The 17,478-nt window shown below is 63.8% G+C and carries 16 protein-coding genes, 1 tRNA gene and 1 pseudogene; 12 read left to right on the forward strand and 6 right to left on the reverse strand.

All coding sequences use genetic code 11. The features are described from left to right. Positions 1-2: 2 nt before the first annotated feature. Genes ABRA89_RS02180 through ABRA89_RS02205 form a run of 6 tightly spaced genes read left to right on the forward strand, consistent with a single transcriptional unit; the run spans position 3 to position 6,477 of the window. Positions 3-1,112, forward strand: a complete 1,110-nt coding sequence (locus ABRA89_RS02180) for an ABC transporter ATP-binding protein (RefSeq protein ID WP_349939805.1) — start codon at positions 3-5, stop codon at positions 1,110-1,112. Positions 1,113-1,115: 3 nt separating this feature from the next. Further along, positions 1,116-2,600, forward strand: a complete 1,485-nt coding sequence (locus ABRA89_RS02185; RefSeq protein WP_349939806.1) for a GMC family oxidoreductase — start codon at positions 1,116-1,118, stop codon at positions 2,598-2,600. After that, a complete protein-coding gene (locus tag ABRA89_RS02190) occupies positions 2,597-3,355 on the forward strand; it encodes a 3-ketoacyl-ACP reductase (protein ID WP_349939807.1) in 759 nt (252 codons plus the stop codon). The genes ABRA89_RS02185 and ABRA89_RS02190 overlap by 4 nt, the downstream gene beginning before the upstream one ends. A gap of 39 nt (positions 3,356-3,394) precedes the next feature. Continuing rightward, a complete protein-coding gene (locus tag ABRA89_RS02195; protein ID WP_463671236.1) occupies positions 3,395-4,987 on the forward strand; it encodes a GMC family oxidoreductase in 1,593 nt (530 codons plus the stop codon). Then, entirely contained in the window at positions 4,984-5,298 is a 315-nt protein-coding gene (locus tag ABRA89_RS02200; protein WP_349939808.1) for a Dabb family protein, read from the forward strand. Before ABRA89_RS02195 ends, ABRA89_RS02200 begins: the two co-directional genes overlap by 4 nt. 15 nt (positions 5,299-5,313) lie before the next feature. Continuing rightward, positions 5,314-6,477 carry a dihydrodipicolinate synthase family protein gene (locus ABRA89_RS02205; protein ID WP_349939809.1) on the forward strand — a complete coding sequence of 388 codons (1,164 nt, stop codon included), beginning with the start codon at positions 5,314-5,316 and terminating at the stop codon, positions 6,475-6,477. Between the two features lie 10 nt (positions 6,478-6,487). Here ABRA89_RS02205 and ygiD read toward each other — a convergent pair whose 3' ends face one another. Next, the gene (ygiD, locus tag ABRA89_RS02210; protein WP_349939810.1) at positions 6,488-7,318 is read right to left on the reverse strand and encodes a 4,5-DOPA-extradiol-dioxygenase; all 831 of its coding nucleotides are present in this window, start codon (positions 7,316-7,318) and stop codon (positions 6,488-6,490) included. Between the two features lie 80 nt (positions 7,319-7,398). Then, complete coding sequence (locus ABRA89_RS02215; protein ID WP_349939811.1) at positions 7,399-7,821, reverse strand: DoxX family protein; 423 nt, start codon at positions 7,819-7,821, stop codon at positions 7,399-7,401. Between the two features lie 142 nt (positions 7,822-7,963). On the opposite strand from ABRA89_RS02215, the gene ABRA89_RS02220 reads away from it, so the two are divergent. The 5 genes and pseudogenes from ABRA89_RS02220 (at position 7,964) to ABRA89_RS02240 (ending at position 11,127) form a co-directional block, all read left to right on the forward strand. Continuing rightward, positions 7,964-8,860, forward strand: a complete 897-nt coding sequence (locus ABRA89_RS02220) for a LysR family transcriptional regulator (protein WP_349939812.1) — start codon at positions 7,964-7,966, stop codon at positions 8,858-8,860. Positions 8,861-8,985: 125 nt separating this feature from the next. After that, positions 8,986-9,531, forward strand: a pseudogene (locus ABRA89_RS02225) (IS3 family transposase); the annotation flags it as partial. 141 nt (positions 9,532-9,672) lie between these two features. Then, a tRNA-Val gene (locus tag ABRA89_RS02230) sits at positions 9,673-9,747 on the forward strand. A 549-nt stretch (positions 9,748-10,296) separates the two neighbouring features. Further along, positions 10,297-10,653 (forward strand): helix-turn-helix domain-containing protein, encoded by a 357-nt coding sequence (locus ABRA89_RS02235; protein ID WP_349939813.1) that lies wholly within the window; start codon positions 10,297-10,299, stop codon positions 10,651-10,653. A 51-nt stretch (positions 10,654-10,704) separates the two neighbouring features. After that, positions 10,705-11,127 (forward strand): transposase, encoded by a 423-nt coding sequence (locus ABRA89_RS02240; RefSeq protein WP_349939814.1) that lies wholly within the window; start codon positions 10,705-10,707, stop codon positions 11,125-11,127. A gap of 166 nt (positions 11,128-11,293) precedes the next feature. Here ABRA89_RS02240 and yjfF read toward each other — a convergent pair whose 3' ends face one another. From yjfF to ytfQ, 4 genes are all read right to left on the reverse strand, one after another. Then, entirely contained in the window at positions 11,294-12,274 is a 981-nt protein-coding gene (gene yjfF, locus ABRA89_RS02245; RefSeq protein WP_349939815.1) for a galactofuranose ABC transporter, permease protein YjfF, read from the reverse strand. Then, on the reverse strand, positions 12,271-13,299 hold the full coding sequence (locus ABRA89_RS02250; RefSeq protein WP_349939816.1) for an ABC transporter permease: 1,029 nt from the start codon (positions 13,297-13,299) through the stop codon (positions 12,271-12,273). Before ABRA89_RS02250 ends, yjfF begins: the two co-directional genes overlap by 4 nt. Next, entirely contained in the window at positions 13,299-14,819 is a 1,521-nt protein-coding gene (locus tag ABRA89_RS02255; RefSeq protein WP_349939817.1) for a sugar ABC transporter ATP-binding protein, read from the reverse strand. Before ABRA89_RS02255 ends, ABRA89_RS02250 begins: the two co-directional genes overlap by 1 nt. Positions 14,820-14,938: 119 nt before the next feature. Further along, the gene (ytfQ, locus tag ABRA89_RS02260; protein WP_349939818.1) at positions 14,939-15,889 is read right to left on the reverse strand and encodes a galactofuranose ABC transporter, galactofuranose-binding protein YtfQ; all 951 of its coding nucleotides are present in this window, start codon (positions 15,887-15,889) and stop codon (positions 14,939-14,941) included. 581 nt (positions 15,890-16,470) lie between these two features. Here ytfQ and ABRA89_RS02265 point away from each other — a divergent pair. Further along, positions 16,471-17,448, forward strand: coding sequence for a LysR family transcriptional regulator (locus tag ABRA89_RS02265; RefSeq protein ID WP_349939819.1), 978 nt, complete (start codon positions 16,471-16,473; stop codon positions 17,446-17,448). Positions 17,449-17,478 lie beyond the last annotated feature (30 nt).

Below are 17,478 nucleotides of genomic sequence, written 5' to 3' on the forward strand. Positions count from 1 at the left end.
CGATGGGTTTTCTCGACATCGACGGCGTCACGAAATCCTACGGCGCGCTCAAGGTTCTGCACGACACCAACATCTCGGTCGAGGAGGGCGAGTTTCTCGTTCTCGTCGGGCCATCCGGCTGCGGAAAGTCGACGCTTCTCAACATGATCGCCGGGCTGGAGGAGGTCTCCAGCGGAGATATCGTCATCAACGGGCGATCCATGAACGGAGTGAAGCCGGCAGACCGGAACATCGCCATGGTCTTCCAGTCCTACGCGCTCTATCCGAACATGACGGTGCGCGGGAACATCTCCTTCGGCATGGAAATGCACGGCATTCCGAAGAAGGAGCGCGAGGAGAAGATCGCGCAGGTGGCCGAGCTCCTGCAGATCACCCCGCTTCTCGACCGTAAGCCCGGCCAGCTCTCCGGGGGGCAGCGCCAGCGCGTCGCCATGGGCCGTGCGCTGACGCGCGATCCGGACGTCTTCCTCTTCGACGAACCGCTGTCGAACCTCGACGCCAAGCTGCGCGTCGACATGCGCACCGAAATCAAGAAGCTGCACCAGAAGCTGGGAACGACGATCGTCTATGTGACGCACGACCAGATCGAGGCGCTGACGCTCTCGACGCGGATCGCGGTGATGTATGGCGGGCATGTGCAGCAGATCGGCACGCCCAAGGAGATCTATGACAATCCGGCGAACCTCTTCGTCGCCGGCTTCATGGGCTCGCCCTCGATGAACCTCTTCCCGGCGAAGATCGTCTCGGCGAACGGCTCGCCGGCGGCCGAGGTGACGCTGTCGGACGGGCGCAGCACGATCCTGCCCTTTGCCGGACGCGACGGGGCCGGCGAGGAAGGGCGCGAGATCACGCTCGGCATCAGGCCGGAGTCGATCACCGAGCCGGACGGGGCGGACCGCAATTCGCGCGCGGTGCATGTGGTGGAGTCGCGCGTCGAGATCACCGAGCCGGCGGGCTCCGACATCTTCGTCGTGACCCAGATGGGCGGCAAGGACATCACCGCGCGCTTCAGCTCGGACGTGCCGGTGAAGGCGGGCGAGGACTTTCCCTTCGCGATCAACATGGAAAAGGCCGTCGCCTTCGATCCGAAGAGCGAAGCCCGGATCATCTAAGCCATGGGCAGTCGGCCGGACATCGTGATCATCGGCTCCGGCATGGGCGGCGCGACGCTGGCCGCCGGGCTCGCGCCGTCGGGTGCCCGGATCGTGATCCTGGAGCGGGGTGAGCAAATCCCGGACGATGCGCCAGCGCGTGATCCGGCGCGGATCTATACCAACAGCGCATTCCGGGACGCGGAAACGTGGACCGATGCGGACGGCGAGCGGTTCTCGCCGGGCAATTACTATAACGTGGGCGGCAATTCGAAGTTCTACGGGGCGGTTCTCTTCCGCTACCGGGCCGAGGATTTCGAGGCGATGGAACACGAGGGCGGCGTCTCGCCGGCCTGGCCGATACGCTATGACGAGATCGCGCCGTGGTACGAGAAGGCCGAAGCGCTCTATCAGGTGAGGGGCGAGGCCGGGGGCGACCCGACGGAGCCGCCGCGCGTGGGGGGCTATCCGCATCCCGCCGTGCCCGAGGAGCCTGCGATCGCCGTGGTGCGGGCGCGGCTCGAACGGGTCGGGCTGAAGCCGTTCAGCCTGCCGCTGGGGGTCGATCTCGAGCGCTGGCTGAAGGCGGGCAAGACCGGCTGGGACGGCTATCCGGACCTTCGCTGCGGCAAGATGGATGCCGAGACCTGCGGGCTCGCCGAGGCGTTATCGTATGAGAATGTGGAGCTCGTCACCGGCGCGCGAGTTCGGTGGCTGAAGGCCGATAGCGAACGGGGGCGCATCTCGGAGGTCGTCTACGAGAAGAACGGCGAGACGGTGAGCCTCTCGCCCAAGGTGGTGGCGCTTGCTGCGGGAGCGGTGCAGTCGGCAGCGCTGCTGCTTGCCTCGGGGGTGGCGAATGCCAACGATCAGGTCGGCCGCTGTTTCATGAACCACAATGCGACGGCGGTGATCGCGATCGATCCGCGCTACAAGAATGATGCTGTCTACCAGAAGACCTTCGGGCTCAACGACTGGTATCTCTCCGATGGCAAGGGCGGATATCCGCTCGGCAATGTGCAGCTTCTGGGGCGCGTGACGCCGGAAATCCTCAAGATACAGGTGCCAAGTCTGCCCAAATTCGCCGCGCGCTGGATCTCGCACCACGCGATCGATCTCTACCTGATGACCGAGGACCTGCCCGATCCCGAAAGCCGCATCCGGCTGAACGATGGCGAGATCCAGCTGGTCTGGCGGCGCTCCAACTTGAAAGCGCACGAGAAGCTGCTCGCGGCTACGAAGTCGGCGATGCGCGCGGCGGAATTTCCGGTCGTACTCTCGCGGCTTTTCGACGGGCGGGTGCCCTCGCACCAGTGCGGCACTCTGCGGATGGGGGACGATCCGGCGAGCTCGGTGGTCGATCCGGAAAGCCGGTCCTGGCAGCATGAGAACCTCTTCGTCGTGGATGCGGGGGCCCTGCCAACCTCCGCGGCGGTCAATCCGGCGTTGACGGTGGCTGCGCTCGCCTTGAGGGCTGCGCCGACGGTCGAGAAGGCGCTTTCGGCATGAGCCGGGTCGCACTCATCACCGGCGGCCAGCGCGGTATCGGCTACGCCGTCGCGAAGGCTTTGACGGAGGCCGGATGGCAGGTGGCGATCGCAGCGCCGGTGCCGGGCGACGATGCAGACATCGTCGCGGCGCTCGACGGGCTTGGGGAGACCGCGCGGCATTACCGGCATGATGTGACGGATATTGCCGGGCATTCCGGACTTCTCGACCGGATTGCCGCCGATCTCGGACCTGTGACGACGTTCGTCTCCAATGCCGGCGTCTCGGCAAAGATACGCGGCGACATGCTGGACATGGCACCGGACAGCTTCGATGCGGTGATGGATGTCAATTTGCGCGGAGCGTTCTTCCTCGCGCAGGAAGCGGCGAAGCGGATGATCGATCTGCCGACGGAGCCCTATCGCTCGATCGCCTTCATCACCTCGGTGAGCGCCACCATGGTCTCGATCGAGCGGGCAGAATACTGCATCTCAAAGGCCGGCGCGGCGATGATGGCGCAGCTCTTCGCTGCGCGGCTCGCGCCCCACGGCATCGGCGTCTTCGAACTGCGGCCCGGCATCATCGAGACCGCGATGACCGCCGGCGTGAAGGATAAATACACCCCCCGGATCGAGGGCGGCCTCGTGCCCGCCGCGCGCTGGGGCCAGCCTGCCGACATCGCTTCGGTGGTCGTGCCGCTGGCGGAAGGGCGTCTCGCCTTTTCCACCGGAGCGACGATCCCGGTGGATGGCGGGCTATCGATCCCGAGGCTTTGAGGTTTCCTCGGCCCCGGACAACAAAGCTCTGAGGACAAGATGAGCGAGATGTTCGACTTCATCATCGTCGGCGGCGGAAGCGCCGGCTGCGCGCTGGCCGCGAGGCTTTCGGAAGACGAGGCCGTGAACGTGCTGCTGCTCGAAGCCGGCGGGCGCGATCGCAATCCGTTCTATCATATACCCGCAGGCTTCGCGAAGATGACCAAGGGCATGGGCTCCTGGGGCTGGTCGTCCGTGCCGCAGAAGCACATGCGGAACCGGGTTTTCAACTATACCCAGGCCAAGGTGATCGGCGGCGGCTCGGCGATCAACGCCCAGATCTACACGCGCGGCAACGCGCAGGATTACGACGAGTGGCGGCAGAAGGGGTGCGAGGGCTGGAGCTACGAGGACGTGCTCCCCTATTTCAAGCGCGCCGAGGACAACGACACCTACGAGAACGAATATCACGGCACGGGCGGGCCGCTCGGCGTCTCCCAGCCGCAGGCGCCGCTGCCGATCTGCGAGGCCTATTTCGAGGCCGCCGCCGCGCTCGGCATTCCGCGTAATCATGATGTCACCGGGGCGGAGCAGGCGGGTGTCGGCTACTACCAGTTGACCCAGCGCAATGCTCGGCGCTCGTCCGCCGCCATGGCCTATATCGCGCCAAACGAGGGCCGGCCCAATCTCACGGTGAGGACCGGGGTTCAAGTGCGGCGGCTAATCGTCGAGAACGGGCGGGCGCGGGGCGTGGCACTGGTCGACGGGACACGGCTTCTGGCGGGCAAGGAGACGATCCTCTCCTGCGGTGCGATCGGGACGCCGCGCCTGTTGCAGCTTTCGGGCATCGGGCCCGCTGAGCATCTGGAGCGCCTCGGCATCGATGTGGTGTTCGATGCGCCGGAGGTGGGTTCGAACCTGCAGGACCATCTCGACCTCTACTGCATCTGCGAGGTCACCGGCCCGCACACCTATGACCGCTATGCCAAGCCGCTGAACTCTCTGTTGGCGGGCCTGCGCTACATCTTCACGCGCAAGGGACCGGTGGCCTCCAGCCTCTTCGAGACGGGCGGGTTCTGGACGGTGGACGAGACTGCGCGCTCGCCGGATATCCAGTTTCATCTCGGCCTCGGCACCGGCATCGAGAAGGGCGTCGCGGCGATGCCCGATGGCGGCGTGACGCTCAACTCCTGCTATCTGCGGCCGCGCTCGCGCGGCTCGGTGCGGCTTCAGAGTGCGGATCCGAAGGATGCGCCGCTGATCGATCCGAATTATCTCTCCGACCCGCATGACCGGGAGATGTCGATAAGGGGGCTGAAGCTGACCCAGGAAATTCTCTCCCAGAAGCCGCTGGAGCCCTATATCCGCCGCGAGCAGCTTCCCGGGCCGGATGTGAAGACGGACGAGGACTATTTCGCCTTCATCTGCGACCACTCGAAGACCTCGCATCATTGCGCCAGCACCTGCCGTATGGGGCCGGATGAGCGCGCGGTGGTGGACCCGCGTCTGCGCTTCAACGGGATCGAGGCGCTGCGCGTGGTCGACAATGCGATCATGCCGAACGTGATTTCCTCGAACACCAATGCCGCCGCGATCATGATCGGGGAGAAAGCCTCCGACATGATCCGCGCCGATCATGGAATCCGGTCATGATCCGGCATATCGTTTTGGTTCGGTTTCGGCACGACGTCACCGAGGCGGGCATCGCCGAGTTCTGGCGTGACCTGCATGCAATCAAGCCCAAAGTGCCGGGCTTCCGCACTGTCGCCGCCGGGCGAAGCGAGAGCCCGGAGAAGATCGAGCGGGGGTACGTCCACGGCTTCGTCGCCGAGTTCGAAGACTGGGCGGCGCTCGCCGCCTATCAAGATCATCCCGACCACAAGGCCTTCGGTGCACGGCTCGTCGAACACGCTGTCGGAGGGTTGGACGGGATCCTCGTCTTCGACCTCGAAACGCCCGCCTGAGAGGAGGTTTCCAAGATGCTCACCCTGCCCACCTATGACGGGACGCTTGAACGCCATACGCTTTCGGGCGAGCCACTGGTGCCGCGTGCGCCGTCGGTGGAGCTGACGCGGACGGCGTTTGCGGCTGCCCATGTCGTCTCTGATCCGCTGACCGAGCGCGATCCCTGGGTGGGCTCGCCTTCCGTGGATTGGGAGAACACGCTCAAGTTTCGCCACTGGCTCTGGGATCAGGGACTGGGGCTCGCCGAGGCGATGGACACGGCGCAGCGGGGGATGGGCGTCGATTGGCCGACCGCGAAGGAACTGATCGAGCGCACCATGGCCGAGGCGAAGGCGCATCCGCTCAAGCCGCGGGTCGCCTGCGGGGCGGGGACGGACCAGTTTCCGCCCGAGGAATTGAAAACGCTCGACGCGATCAGGGCCGCTTATTCCGAGCAGATGGAGGCGATCGAGGCGGCGGGCGGTCAGGTGATCCTGATGGCCTCGCGCGCGCTCACCGCGATCGGTGCGAGCGGCGACGACTACGCGAAGCTCTATGGCGAGCTTCTGTCAAAGGCCTCGGGTCCGGTGGTGCTCCACTGGCTGGGCGACATGTTCGATCCCGCGCTCGCCGGCTATTGGGGCTCGTCGGATGTGGCGACGGCGAGCGATACGGTGCTCGCGATCATCGCGGCCAATGAGGACAAGGTGGACGGGATCAAGATCTCGCTTCTCGACAAGGAGCACGAGATCGCCTTCCGCGCCCGGTTGCCGGAAAGCGTACGGCTCTATACGGGCGACGACTTCAACTATGCCGACCTGATTTTAGGCGATGGCCAACGCCACAGCCATGCCCTCCTCGGGGCTTTCGCGGCCATCGCACCGGCAGCGAGCCAGGCGCTGGAGGCGCTGGCGAAGGGTGATGTCGACACCTATCACGCGCTATTCGAGCCGACCGTTCCGCTGAGCCGGGAAATCTTCAAGGCCCCGACGCGGTTCTACAAGGCCGGCGTCGCCTTTCTCGCTTGGCTGAACGGGGCCCAAAGCCATTTCATCATGCCGGGCGGTTTCCAGTCCTCCCGCGAGATCACACATTATGCTGAACTCTTCCGGATGGCGGACAAGGCCCGGCTTCTCTCGAAACCGGACCTTGCCGAAGAGCGCATGCGGCTTCTTCTTCGCCTCCACGGCCTCGGTTGACGAGTTACCCCTATCGGGCGTGGAAAACGAAGGAGCGCATTGAGATCGACGCCAGATCGATGGCGTCGGTCATGTAGGTGAGATCGTCGCTCTGGTCGGAGGCTCCGGCGATCGTCAACGCCGGCATGTAGTGGTCGACGGTCGGGTGGGCCATGGAAATCAGTGAGCCGAGTCCGTCGCGGTTGGCGAGCGTCCCAAAGTCCCGGTCGTTCAGGCGATCGGCGAAGAGGGCATCGAATTCCAGCGCGAAGTCGTGCGGCTGGCTGTTCTTCTCCCGCTTCAGCGCGCGCAGATTGTGCACCACATTGCCCGAGCCGAGGATGAGGACGCCCCGGTCGCGCAGGGCCGATAGCGTCCGCCCGATCTCCAACTGGTGGTCGAGCCCGCGGGACATATCGATCGAAACCTGGAACACCGGCACGTCTGCGCCGGGATAGAGGAATTTCAGCACCGTCCACGCGCCGTGGTCGAGGCCCCAGGTGTCGTCCTCCGCGGCATGGTGGCTGGAAAGGAGCGAGACCACCTCGCGCGCCAGGGTCGGCTCCCCCTCGGCCGGATACTGCTCGGCATAGAGCGCGTCCGGAAAGCCGTAGAAATCGTGGATCGTTTTCGGCATCGCCGAGACGTCGACCAGCGTCGTGCCGCGGGTCATCCAGTGGGCAGAGACGACGAGGATCGCCTTGGGTCGGGGGAGGGCACGGCCGAGCTCGCTCCAGGCGCGGCTAAATTCTGTGTCCTCGATGGCGTTCATCGGGCTGCCATGGCCGAGGAAGACCAGCGGCATCCGCTCGGAAGGAGAAAGGCTGGACTTCAGATCGTCCAGCGTACGGGTCACGGACATGGATCGGGTCTTTCGGTGTTGAGGATAGAACCGGGGGCGCTGAGACCCTTCGGAAGAATATCGCAGAATTTGCGTTTCGCTCAGGCGAACTGGCCGAGCCTGCGCTCGATCGCCGGGATGCGCACCGCATGGGCGCCTGCGCCGAGGAGCGCGATGGAGAACTGGACAACCGTCCAGAACAGCGGGAATTCCCAGCCGCCACCCTCGTTCGAGAACGTCCAGCCGTTACCGGAATGGGCCCAGGTCGCGCCGAGGAGAACCGGGATGAGCGCGAGCGAGACAAGGCGAACGCCCGTGCCGAGGATGAGCGCCAGCCCGCCGCCGAGTTCGGCTGCGATCGTCAGGTAGGCAATGAAGCCTGGCAGGCCGAGGCTCTCGAAAAAACCGACCGTGCCGGGAATCGTGAAGACCATCACCTTCATCAGCCCGTGGGCGAGAAAGAGGACGCCGCTCGAAACGCGCAGCAGCGTGGCGGCGTAGTCGGTGGTCGAGGTGGTGGTCATCGCATGTCTCCGTTCAGATGCTTCTTCCGTCTGTGGGCTGGAAGTCTCGTTGATCTGCGACAGAGATTAGCGTTTGCAGTTCATCCACAAAATGGCGATATCTGAGAATGACTTTCTCTAATTTGTTCGCAATAGGTGGCGCATGGATCTCGTCGACGAACTGAAGGCTTTCGTGACGACGGCCAAGACCGGCTCGTTCACCGCAGCTGCCGACCAAATCGGTGTCTCCAACCGGCTTACTTCCAAATATGTCGCCGAACTGGAGCGCCGTCTCGGCGTGCGCCTCCTTCAGCGCACCACCCGAAAGGTTGGGCTGACCCCTGCGGGCGAAGACCTGCTCGCCAGGGCTCCCGCACTTCTGGACGATCTAGATGAGCTGCTTGCCGAAGTCTCGGAAGGGTCGCGCGGCTTTACTGGCCTCATTCGGATATCCGCACCCGTAACCTTCGGCGAAGTCTATGTCGGCGACATGCTCGCCCGCTTTGCGGACGTAAATCCGGGCCTGATGTTCGATCTGCGCCTGCACGACGGCTTCGTTGATCTGGCGAGCGACGGGATCGATGTCGCCTTTCGGGTCGGCCAAGCCGACATGCTGTCGCTGAAAGCTCGGAAGCTGGGTGAGATGCGCTCGATCGCGGTCGCGAGCCCTGCCTATGTCGCGGAACATGGCGCACCGACGATGCCCGAAGACCTGAAGGACCATGCCTGCATCCTCGATACGAACCGCCGCATGCCGCGCCGCTGGGTGTTCCTGAAAGAGGGAGAAGAGCGCGCCGTCGAAGTGCGTGGCCGGTTTCACGTCAATTCGGCGCGGGCTGCGGCGAAGCTTGCCGCAGCCGGTCTTGGCATCGCCTACGCCCCCCGATTCGCGGTCCGCGACGGGCTGGAGAGCGGAAGGCTGGTACCGCTGATGGATGCATTCGAGAGCCCCGCGGCGCAGGTCAGCGCCGTCTATCTGGAAGGCCGCTTGCTCTCGCGCAAAATTCGCGCCCTGATCGACTTTGCCGTCGAGGACATCCGTCAGGCCGGCGTGTTGTGACCTTCTCCTGACGGAGCCGCGGAATTGGGAGAAAGTGTCGTGAGGAAGGGCCTGTCAGCGTTTGGGCATGAGCCTATTTCGGACGGAAAAGCGGCAGGCGACGGTGATTTTCGTCCCGCCGCCCCGCGCACGTTCGATCGGCGTTCGCCTTGTCTAACGAGGCGTGCGGGAGCCCGCGCATGGTACACGAACTGCGAGCTGACGGTCATACGGTCGGCCGCCGGCGTGTCGCCCGGATTATGTGTGAGAACGGAATGAAAGCTCGGCAAAAACGGAGCTTCAAACGCACGACCGACAGTCATCATGCGTTTCCGATCGCTCCGCGCCTCCTCGATCAGAACTTCGCAGCGACCGGACCGAACCAGAAGTGGGATGTCGACATCTGCTGTATCTGGATCTGAAAGGGATGGCTGTATCTCGCCGTCGTGATCGACCTGTCTGCCCGGCGTGTCGTTGGGTGGGCGACGAGTGATCGACTGAAAAAGGACCTGGCTCTGTCGGCGCTTCGCCGAGCCATTGCCGTACCCTCAAATCAGAGCTTGTCTGGCAGACCCGCTTTCGAGGCTGCCGCCGCGGTCGTTCGATACATCGACGGCTTCTACAATCCCATCCGTCTCCATTCGGCGCTCAACTTCATCAGTGCCCGTCAGTTCGAGAAACTGGCAGCTTAAAAATCGAAATGCTTTCTACTTTCGCGAAGCAAGTCCAATCAGTGGACAAATCCCGATCGCGCAGAGCCAAACAAGAGCCTGGAACATACAGCGAAACCGGTCTTGACGAGGAATAGCGGAAAGCCCTATGGCACGGGCACAGGGCGCGTAGCTCAGCGGGAGAGCACCTCGTTCACACCGAGGGGGTCACTGGTTCGATCCCAGTCGTGCCCACCATTTAAAATTCTGCAATCATTGATCTTTTTACTCATGCGCACGCCTCGCCAAGCCTGTGCGGGTCGGCCTAGAAACTCCCCAACAACAGAAAAATCGCCGTGCGACGATGCAAAGTCGCTCAACCCACCACTGGATCTCATCTCGAAAATAGTTGTCGCTTAAGTCGCGCGGGTACCGATTGCCCCCATGCGATGTTCGGCGATCTCTAGCTTGGGCTCCCTAACGCAGCGGTCCGCGCACGCGGCGCTTGACATGGGAAAATTTCCCTGTTCGCTGATGGCGCGGTTTGGCCCACACCCCGCCCATCGGCGGGTATTCACGGCACAAACTGGCAAGAGGAGGCCCGAGAATCGATGCGACCGGTTTAACGCCAGCTCCCGGCGTGCCGCAGCGCGGGCCGACGGTTGCAAAAACAAGTCTCACCTCACAGGGCCCCACCGGGGTCCTTTTTCATATCAGGAGCTCATGCCATCGGCCGCGATTTCTGACTCGGCATGGTTTCCCTTTCTGCTGGGCAGCTGACTCACTGCCATCGTATCATGGGAGGGTTTGATAGCGGTTGAGATCACTCGGACGAACTCTTCGCCGGCGGCGCTTCGCGCGGCTGCGGCGAAGAGTTCGGATGCGAAGGCGGCTCGGCGGATGCTGGCGATCGCGCTGGTTCTGGACGGCGTTGATCGCCGTTCGGCCGCGCAGACATGCGGCATGGACCGGCAGACGCTGAGGGACTGGGTGCACCGCTACAACAAAGAAGGTCTCGCTGGCCTTTCGAACCGGTTCCATGCCGGTCCGACCTCGCGGCTTGGTCCCGAACAGAAGGCGGAACTGGTCAAGATGGTCCGCGAGGGACCCGAAGTCCGATCCTGCGGCGCAAGAGACGTTCAAAAAACTTCGCCGCAACGGTAGCTGCCGCACTGCCTGAAGCAGCGCGCGGCAAACCTCTGGAAGTCTGGTTCCATGAGTGAGACGGTGAATGAAAACAGGCCGGTGACTGTTTTCCCGTCGAACGCGAGAATAGGGCAACAGGGAACGCTGACCCGCATTCGGGCTGAGCGCGGAAGCCGCCGCCGGGCACCGCGCGGCACCCGGTACGAGTGGGACTACATCTTCGGCGCCGTCTGCCCCGGTCGGGCCAAGACCGCGGCGCTGCACGTGCCGGACAACATCACGATCCTGACCCTGCCGCCCTACGCACCGGAGCTCAATCCGGTCGAGAACATCTGGGCCTACCTGCGATCGAACAAGCTCGCCATCAGCGTCTTCGACAGCTACGACGACATCGTCGATTGTTGCTGCGAAGCCTGGAACTTCTTCGCCAACGACCCAGACCGCATTCCATCAATCGCCGACCGACAGTACGCCAAAGCGGTCATCGGTTAGGGCCGTTGGTATCAGGACCCACAAGTGCTGCATGAACGACATCGCCAATTCACAAAAGATCGGTTGGCGAATCCTTCAACAAGAAGATCGTCGGTTTCGACACGGACGGTATCATCGAATCCGAGCCGTAAGGTTCCGGGCGCCAGCCGCCCTCTGCAAGCATCGGTTATGCGTGGCGGACGGATTGATTGGCGGAGGAGAGCCTCAAGAGTGCCTTCTGAAGCACGATGAAGAGGAGCAGGAGGAGGCCGATGACGATCTTCGTCCACCAGCTCGACAGCGTGCCGTCGAAGACGATGTAAGTCTGGATCAGCCCCATGGTGAGCACGCCAAAGAGAGTGCCGACCACATAGCCCGCGCCACCAGTGAGGATCGTCCCGCCGATGACGACAGCGGCGATCGCGGTCAGCTCCGTGCCGACGGTCGCCAGCGGATAGCCCGAGCCCGTGTAGATCGAGAAGACGATTCCGGAGAGGCCGGCCATGAAGCCGGAGAACGCGTAGATCAGAACCGTCGAGCGTCCGATCCGGACACCCATCAGTCGCGCCGTCTGCTCACCGCCGCCGAGGGCGAAGACGCTCGCGCCGAAGCGTGTGCGATGCGCGACGAGGGCGCCGACGAGAACCGTCAGCAGCATTACCCCCGCGATGACGGTGAGCCGGCCTTTGCCAGGCATGAGATAGTAGGACGACTTGATGAGGTCGTAGAACGGGTCGGAAATCGGCACCGAATCGATCGTCAGCATGTAGGCGGCCCCGCGCGCGAGAAACATGCCGGCGAGCGTGACGATGAAGGCCGGCATGGCGAGCGCATGGATGATCAGCCCCATCAGGGCTCCGAATGCCGTCGTCACCGCGAGCAGGAGGACGAAGACGGCCAGCGGGTGAAGTGAAGTCTCGCGCAGGACGACCGCGATGAATACGCCAGAGAAGGCGATCACCGAGCCGACAGACAGGTCGATGCCGCCCGAGAGGATCACTACCGTCATGCCGACCGCGACGATGCCGAGATAGGCGTTGTCGGTCAGAAGATTGCCGACGACCCGCGTCGAAAGCATGTTGGGAAACTGGATCCAGCAGACCGTATAGGCGACGAGGAAGATCGCAATGGTTGCGAACAGCGGATAGAAGCGCGGATTGACGGTCACGAGCTCAGCTCCTTTCGAGCCTCGTAGCTTCGTTCTCTCCTTCGGCGAATCTCGTCCTTTATGAAGCCCCAGCTCTGCGCGAGATTCGGCGACTGGACGACGAGGATGATCAGCACCAGCCCGGCCTTGATGACGAGATTGTATTCCGACGGGAAACCGGCGAGCAGGATGCCGGTGTCGATGGTTTGGATGATGATCGCGCCGATCACCGAGGCGGCGATCGAGAAGCGGCCGCCGAGCAGCGAATTGCCGCCGATGACCACCGCGAGGATCGCGTCGAGTTCGAGCCAGAGGCCGGTGTTGTTGGCGTCGGCCCCGCGGATGTCGGCGGTCGCAACGATGCCGGCGAACGCGGCGCAGAGACCGGCCGCCATATAGACGGCGATCAGGAGCACTCGCGCATTGACGCCAGCGAGCGCCGATGCCGAGCGGTTGACGCCGATCGCCTCGACCAGGATGCCGAGCGCCGTGCGCCGCATCAGAAGCGTCATCGCGATCGCGAGCAGCACCCAGAGCACCGCTGGAAACGGAATGCCGAGAAGCGTTCCGGAGCCGAAGAAGGCGAATGACGGATCGTTGAAGGTGAGGATGCGCCCTTCGGTGATGAGCTGGGCGATCCCGCGTCCGGAGGTCATCAGGATCAGCGTCGCGACGATCGGCTGGATGCCGATGATCGCGACGAGACAGCCGTTCCAGAGCCCGCAGAGAAGTCCGGCCCCGATCGCCAGAAGCAGCGCCGGCACGAGACCGAGCCCGGACGCAATCGCCCATGCGCCGACCGCGCCGGAGATCGCCATCACCGTGCCGACCGACAGGTCGATGCCCCGGGTCGCGATGACGAGGGTCATTCCGACAGCGAGAATCGCTACCGGTGCTCCGCGCTTCAGGACATCGATGATCGGGCCGACCAGACGTCCCCGTTCGTAGCCGATCTGGACGAAATCCGGAAAGAACGCTGTGACCAGAAGGATGATGGCACCGAGGGTGATCAGTTGCGGTGCGACCCGTGAGAGGGAGCGCAACATCAGGCGGCCCTTTCCGATTTCTTGCCGTTGTCGTCGGCGATGGCGCGGACGATCGGACCGGTGGCAATGTCATCGCCCGTGAGTTCGGCGACATGCCGTCGATCGCGCACAACAACGATCCGGTCGGAGACGGCGATGAGTTCGTCGAGCTCGGAGGAGATGACGAGGATGGACATGCCTTCGTCGGTGAGTTGGTGGATGAGGTTGAGGATTTCCGCGTGAGCGCCGACGTCGATGCCGCGCGTCGGCTCGTCGAGAATGAGGAAACGCGGGTTCATCGCCAGCCAGCGGGCGAGCACCACCTTCTGTTGATTGCCGCCGGAGAGCTGGCCGATCGGTTTTTCCGGGCCGCTGGTGCGGATGTCGAGTTTCCTGATGTAGTCGGCGGCGAGCCGGTCCTGCTCGGGCCGCGGAATCGGTTTTGCCCAGCCGCGCCGCGCCTGCATGGCGAGAATGATGTTTTCGCGGACGGAGAGCTCGGCGATGATGCCGTCGCTCTTGCGGTCCTCAGGCGCGAAACCGAAACCGGACGCGATCGCCTCGCGCGGATTGGCATGGGCGATTTTGCCGGTCTCGTCGCGCGCTTCGCCGGAAGCCGCCGTCTGCACCCCGAACATCAGCTCGGCGGTCTCGGTGCGTCCCGAGCCGAGGAGGCCCGCGAGCCCGATGACCTCGCCACGATGCACGGTAAGATCGAAGGGTTCGACGACGCCGGCACGCCCGAAGTTCAGGAAGCGCACGACTTCGAGCCGCGCGGCGGCATTCGGGTCGGTCTTCTTGCGCGCGGTTTCTTCGGTCTCGGACAGTTCTCGGCCAAGCATATGTTCGATGAGCCTGACCCGGTCGAGGCTCGCGGTCTCCTCTGTCACGATCTTCTGGCCGTTCCGGAGAACCGTCAGGCGGTCGGTCAGTTCGAACACCTGATCGAGAAAGTGGGAGACGAAGACGATGCCGAGGCCCTTCTCGCGCAAGGAGCGGATCACGTCGAACAGCATGCGCGTCTCGTCGGCATCGAGGCTGGCGGTTGGTTCGTCGAGGATCAGCACTTTGCCGGAGAGTTCGACGGCGCGGGCGATGGCGACGATCTGCTGGATGGCAACAGAATAGGCGCCTAGATCTCGGCCGACATCGATGTCGAGTCCGTAGCCTGAAAGCATGCGTTGGGCCTCGGCCCGCTGGGCGGTACGGTCGACGAAGCCGAAGCGGCGCGGCTCGCGCCCGAAGGTGAGGTTCTGCGCGACGGTGAGGTTCGGCAGGAGGTTGACCTCCTGGTAGACCGTGCCGATGCCGAGCGCCTGCGCCTCGGAGGTCGAGCTTGGCGAGATCGCCTCGCCATTCAGCGTGATGTCGCCAGCATCGCGACGGTAGGCGCCTGTGAGACACTTGATGAGGGTCGACTTGCCCGCGCCGTTCTCGCCGAGCAGGGCGTGGACCTCACCCGCCCGCAGGTCGAAATCGACACGGTCGAGCGCCTTGGCTCCGGGAAACGACTTGCTGAGGGATCGGATCGTCAGAAGCATCGGGGACCTTTTCGGCGCATCGGAGACCATCGGGAGAGGATCGTCGGGCGCGTCGTTTGGCGTTGAGCCCGCAATGGACCGGGGCATTGGGAGGCCCACCCCGGTCCGCTCGGGTCGGATCAGTAACCGAGGTCCTTGCGGGCCTCGTACTCCGCCTGAGGATCATCGCTCTGGGTGTAGAGCTTCGATTCGGTCTGGATGAACTTCTCCGGTTCGGTCCCGTCGTTCATGTAGGTTTCGAGCGCATCGAAGGCCGGACCCGCCATGTTCGGCGTCAGTTCCACCGTGGCGTTGGCTTCACCGGCCGCCATCGCCTGGAAGATGTCGGGGACGGCGTCGATCGAGACGATCTTGATGTCCTCGCCCGGCTTCAGGCCGGCTTCTTTAATGGCCTGGATCGCGCCGATCGCCATGTCGTCGTTGTGGGCGTAGAGCGCGCAGATGTCCTGACCGCCGTTCTCGGCCTGCAGGAAGCTCTCCATCACTTCCTTGCCGCCGGTGCGGGTGAAATCGCCGGTCTGGCTTCTGACGATCTCCAGATTTTCGTTGCCTTCGATGGCGTTGCGGAAGCCCTGGGCGCGGTCGATCGCTGGCGAGGAGCCGGTCGTGCCCTGAAGCTCGACGACGCGGCATTCGCCTTCGCCGGCATTTTCGACCAGCCACTGGCCGGCGACTTCGCCCTCATGGACGAGGTCCGAGCCGACCGCGGTCAGATAGAGGCTCTCGTCGGAATCGACCTTGCGGTCGAGGAGCACCACGGGGATCTCGGCTTCCTGGGCTTCCTGGAGCACGCTGTCCCAGCCGGTCGCAACGACAGGCGCAAGAAGAATCGCATCCACGCCCTGGGCGACGAAAGAGCGTAGCGCCGCGATCTGGTTCTCCTGCTTCTGCTGGGCGTCGGAGAACTTCAGATCGATCCCGCGCTCTTCGGCCTGTTGCCGGGTGATCGTCGTCTCGGCGGCGCGCCAGCCGGACTCCGAGCCGATTTGCGAGAAGCCTACGGTCTGGGCCGCGGCAAGTGTCGTCGCGCCAACGGAAATCGCGGCGGTCATCATCAGGGTCTTGATCATGCTTCACTCCTCCTTTGAAAAAACGCGGGAGCCAGCTCCAGCCGGCAGACATGCGTCTTTTGTTTCCCGGACCACCTCATCGGTGATCGCGGCATGGTTTTCACGGGCATCGCTCGATCTGAGCGAAAGGGCCCGGGAAATTTCGACTGATCAGAGAGTGCGCTTGGCGCGGGGCGGGTCTCGAACCGAGCGGTGCTCGGCTGCGTGCAGGCGACGGCGCGTTCGCGCCGATCGTTCGATCCGACCATCATTCCTCCCAAGGCCCTGCACGGACTGCGACCGACCCGGAGACGTGCGTCTCGACGCCAAACGCGGGCCGGCTCCTTCCTCCGATCCCACGTCGTCTTTTCCGGGCACTGCATGCGTGTTCGCCGCGCTTCGCCTTGAGTCATTCTTAGCCAAGCAGGATATATTTGAAAAATAGACTTTTGAGATTGCGATATACCAATCAAGGTATATCATCGTTGTGGCGATCGGAGCGAGGGGTCGATGCCGCTTACCCGACCGACAGCGCCATATGTTGCCGATCGTTCCGTCTGGGTCCGCTGAGGAGCCGGCCCACCTTCGATAGGAGGTCGGCAATGTCCGAGAAATACAAGTCGAAACAGGCCGACCATCTGGTTCGAAAGGGGCTCAAGTTCTCGCAGCTTCGGCTGCTCAATGCCTTGCGCGACTTCGAACAGATCGGAGCCGCCGCCCAGCACATAGGAATGACCCAGCCGGCCGCATCCCGTCTCTTGTCGCAACTCGAGGAGATGGTCGGCGTCCCGCTCTATACCCGTCATGTTCGGGGCATCTCGCTGACGGAAGCCGGCACGCTTCTGGCGAACCAGGCCGCGAGCGCTTTGCACGGCTTCGATCTCGTTCAGGAGCGCATCGGCCAGATGGCCGTCGGGGCGCGGGGTTTGGTCCGCATCGGAGCGGTCACCGGCCCCTCGCTTGAAATCTTGTTGCCTGCGGTGCGCGAGGCGCGTGCCGCCTATCCCGACGTCGATCTCTCGGTCCTGATCGATACGTCGGACAAGCTCTCGGAAGCGCTGCTCAACCGCGATCTCGACTTCTATATCGGGCGCATTCCGGCGGAGGCGGACGCCCGCGCATTTCGGATCGAAACCATCGGGCTCGAACCCGTGGCGCTGATCGTGCGCTTCGACCATCCGCTAACCCGGGGCCGGGACATCGCTCTCAAGGATTGTCTCGATTATGACTGGGTCACGCAGCCGCCGGGCGGACTCTTGCGGCGGACCCATGAGGAATATCTCCTCAAGCACGGTCTGGAACTTCCACGGCGCGTGGTCGGCACGACCTCGGTCCTCTTCACGCTGGCGCTCGTTAAGGAAACCGATGCGATCGCGCCAATGGCCCGGGCGGTCGCCGATCTCTTCATCGAGCGCGGTGCCCTCGCAAGCCGCCTCGGCCGCCTCCCGCTTGCCGACGACATGCGCGTCGCAAGCTACGGCCTCGTCACCCGCGCAGGAGATCCGCTGGGTCCAGCCGCAGAGCGACTCTTCGAGATCGTACAAAGCGTTGTGAAAGCGGACACGCGGAAAGTGCTGTAAGGTCTTATACTCGCCGCCAATTCTGCGTGG

The sequence above is a fragment of the Fulvimarina thalattae genome (genome assembly GCF_040239565.1).
In the GTDB taxonomy this organism is placed as follows: Bacteria; Pseudomonadota; Alphaproteobacteria; order Rhizobiales; family Rhizobiaceae; genus Fulvimarina.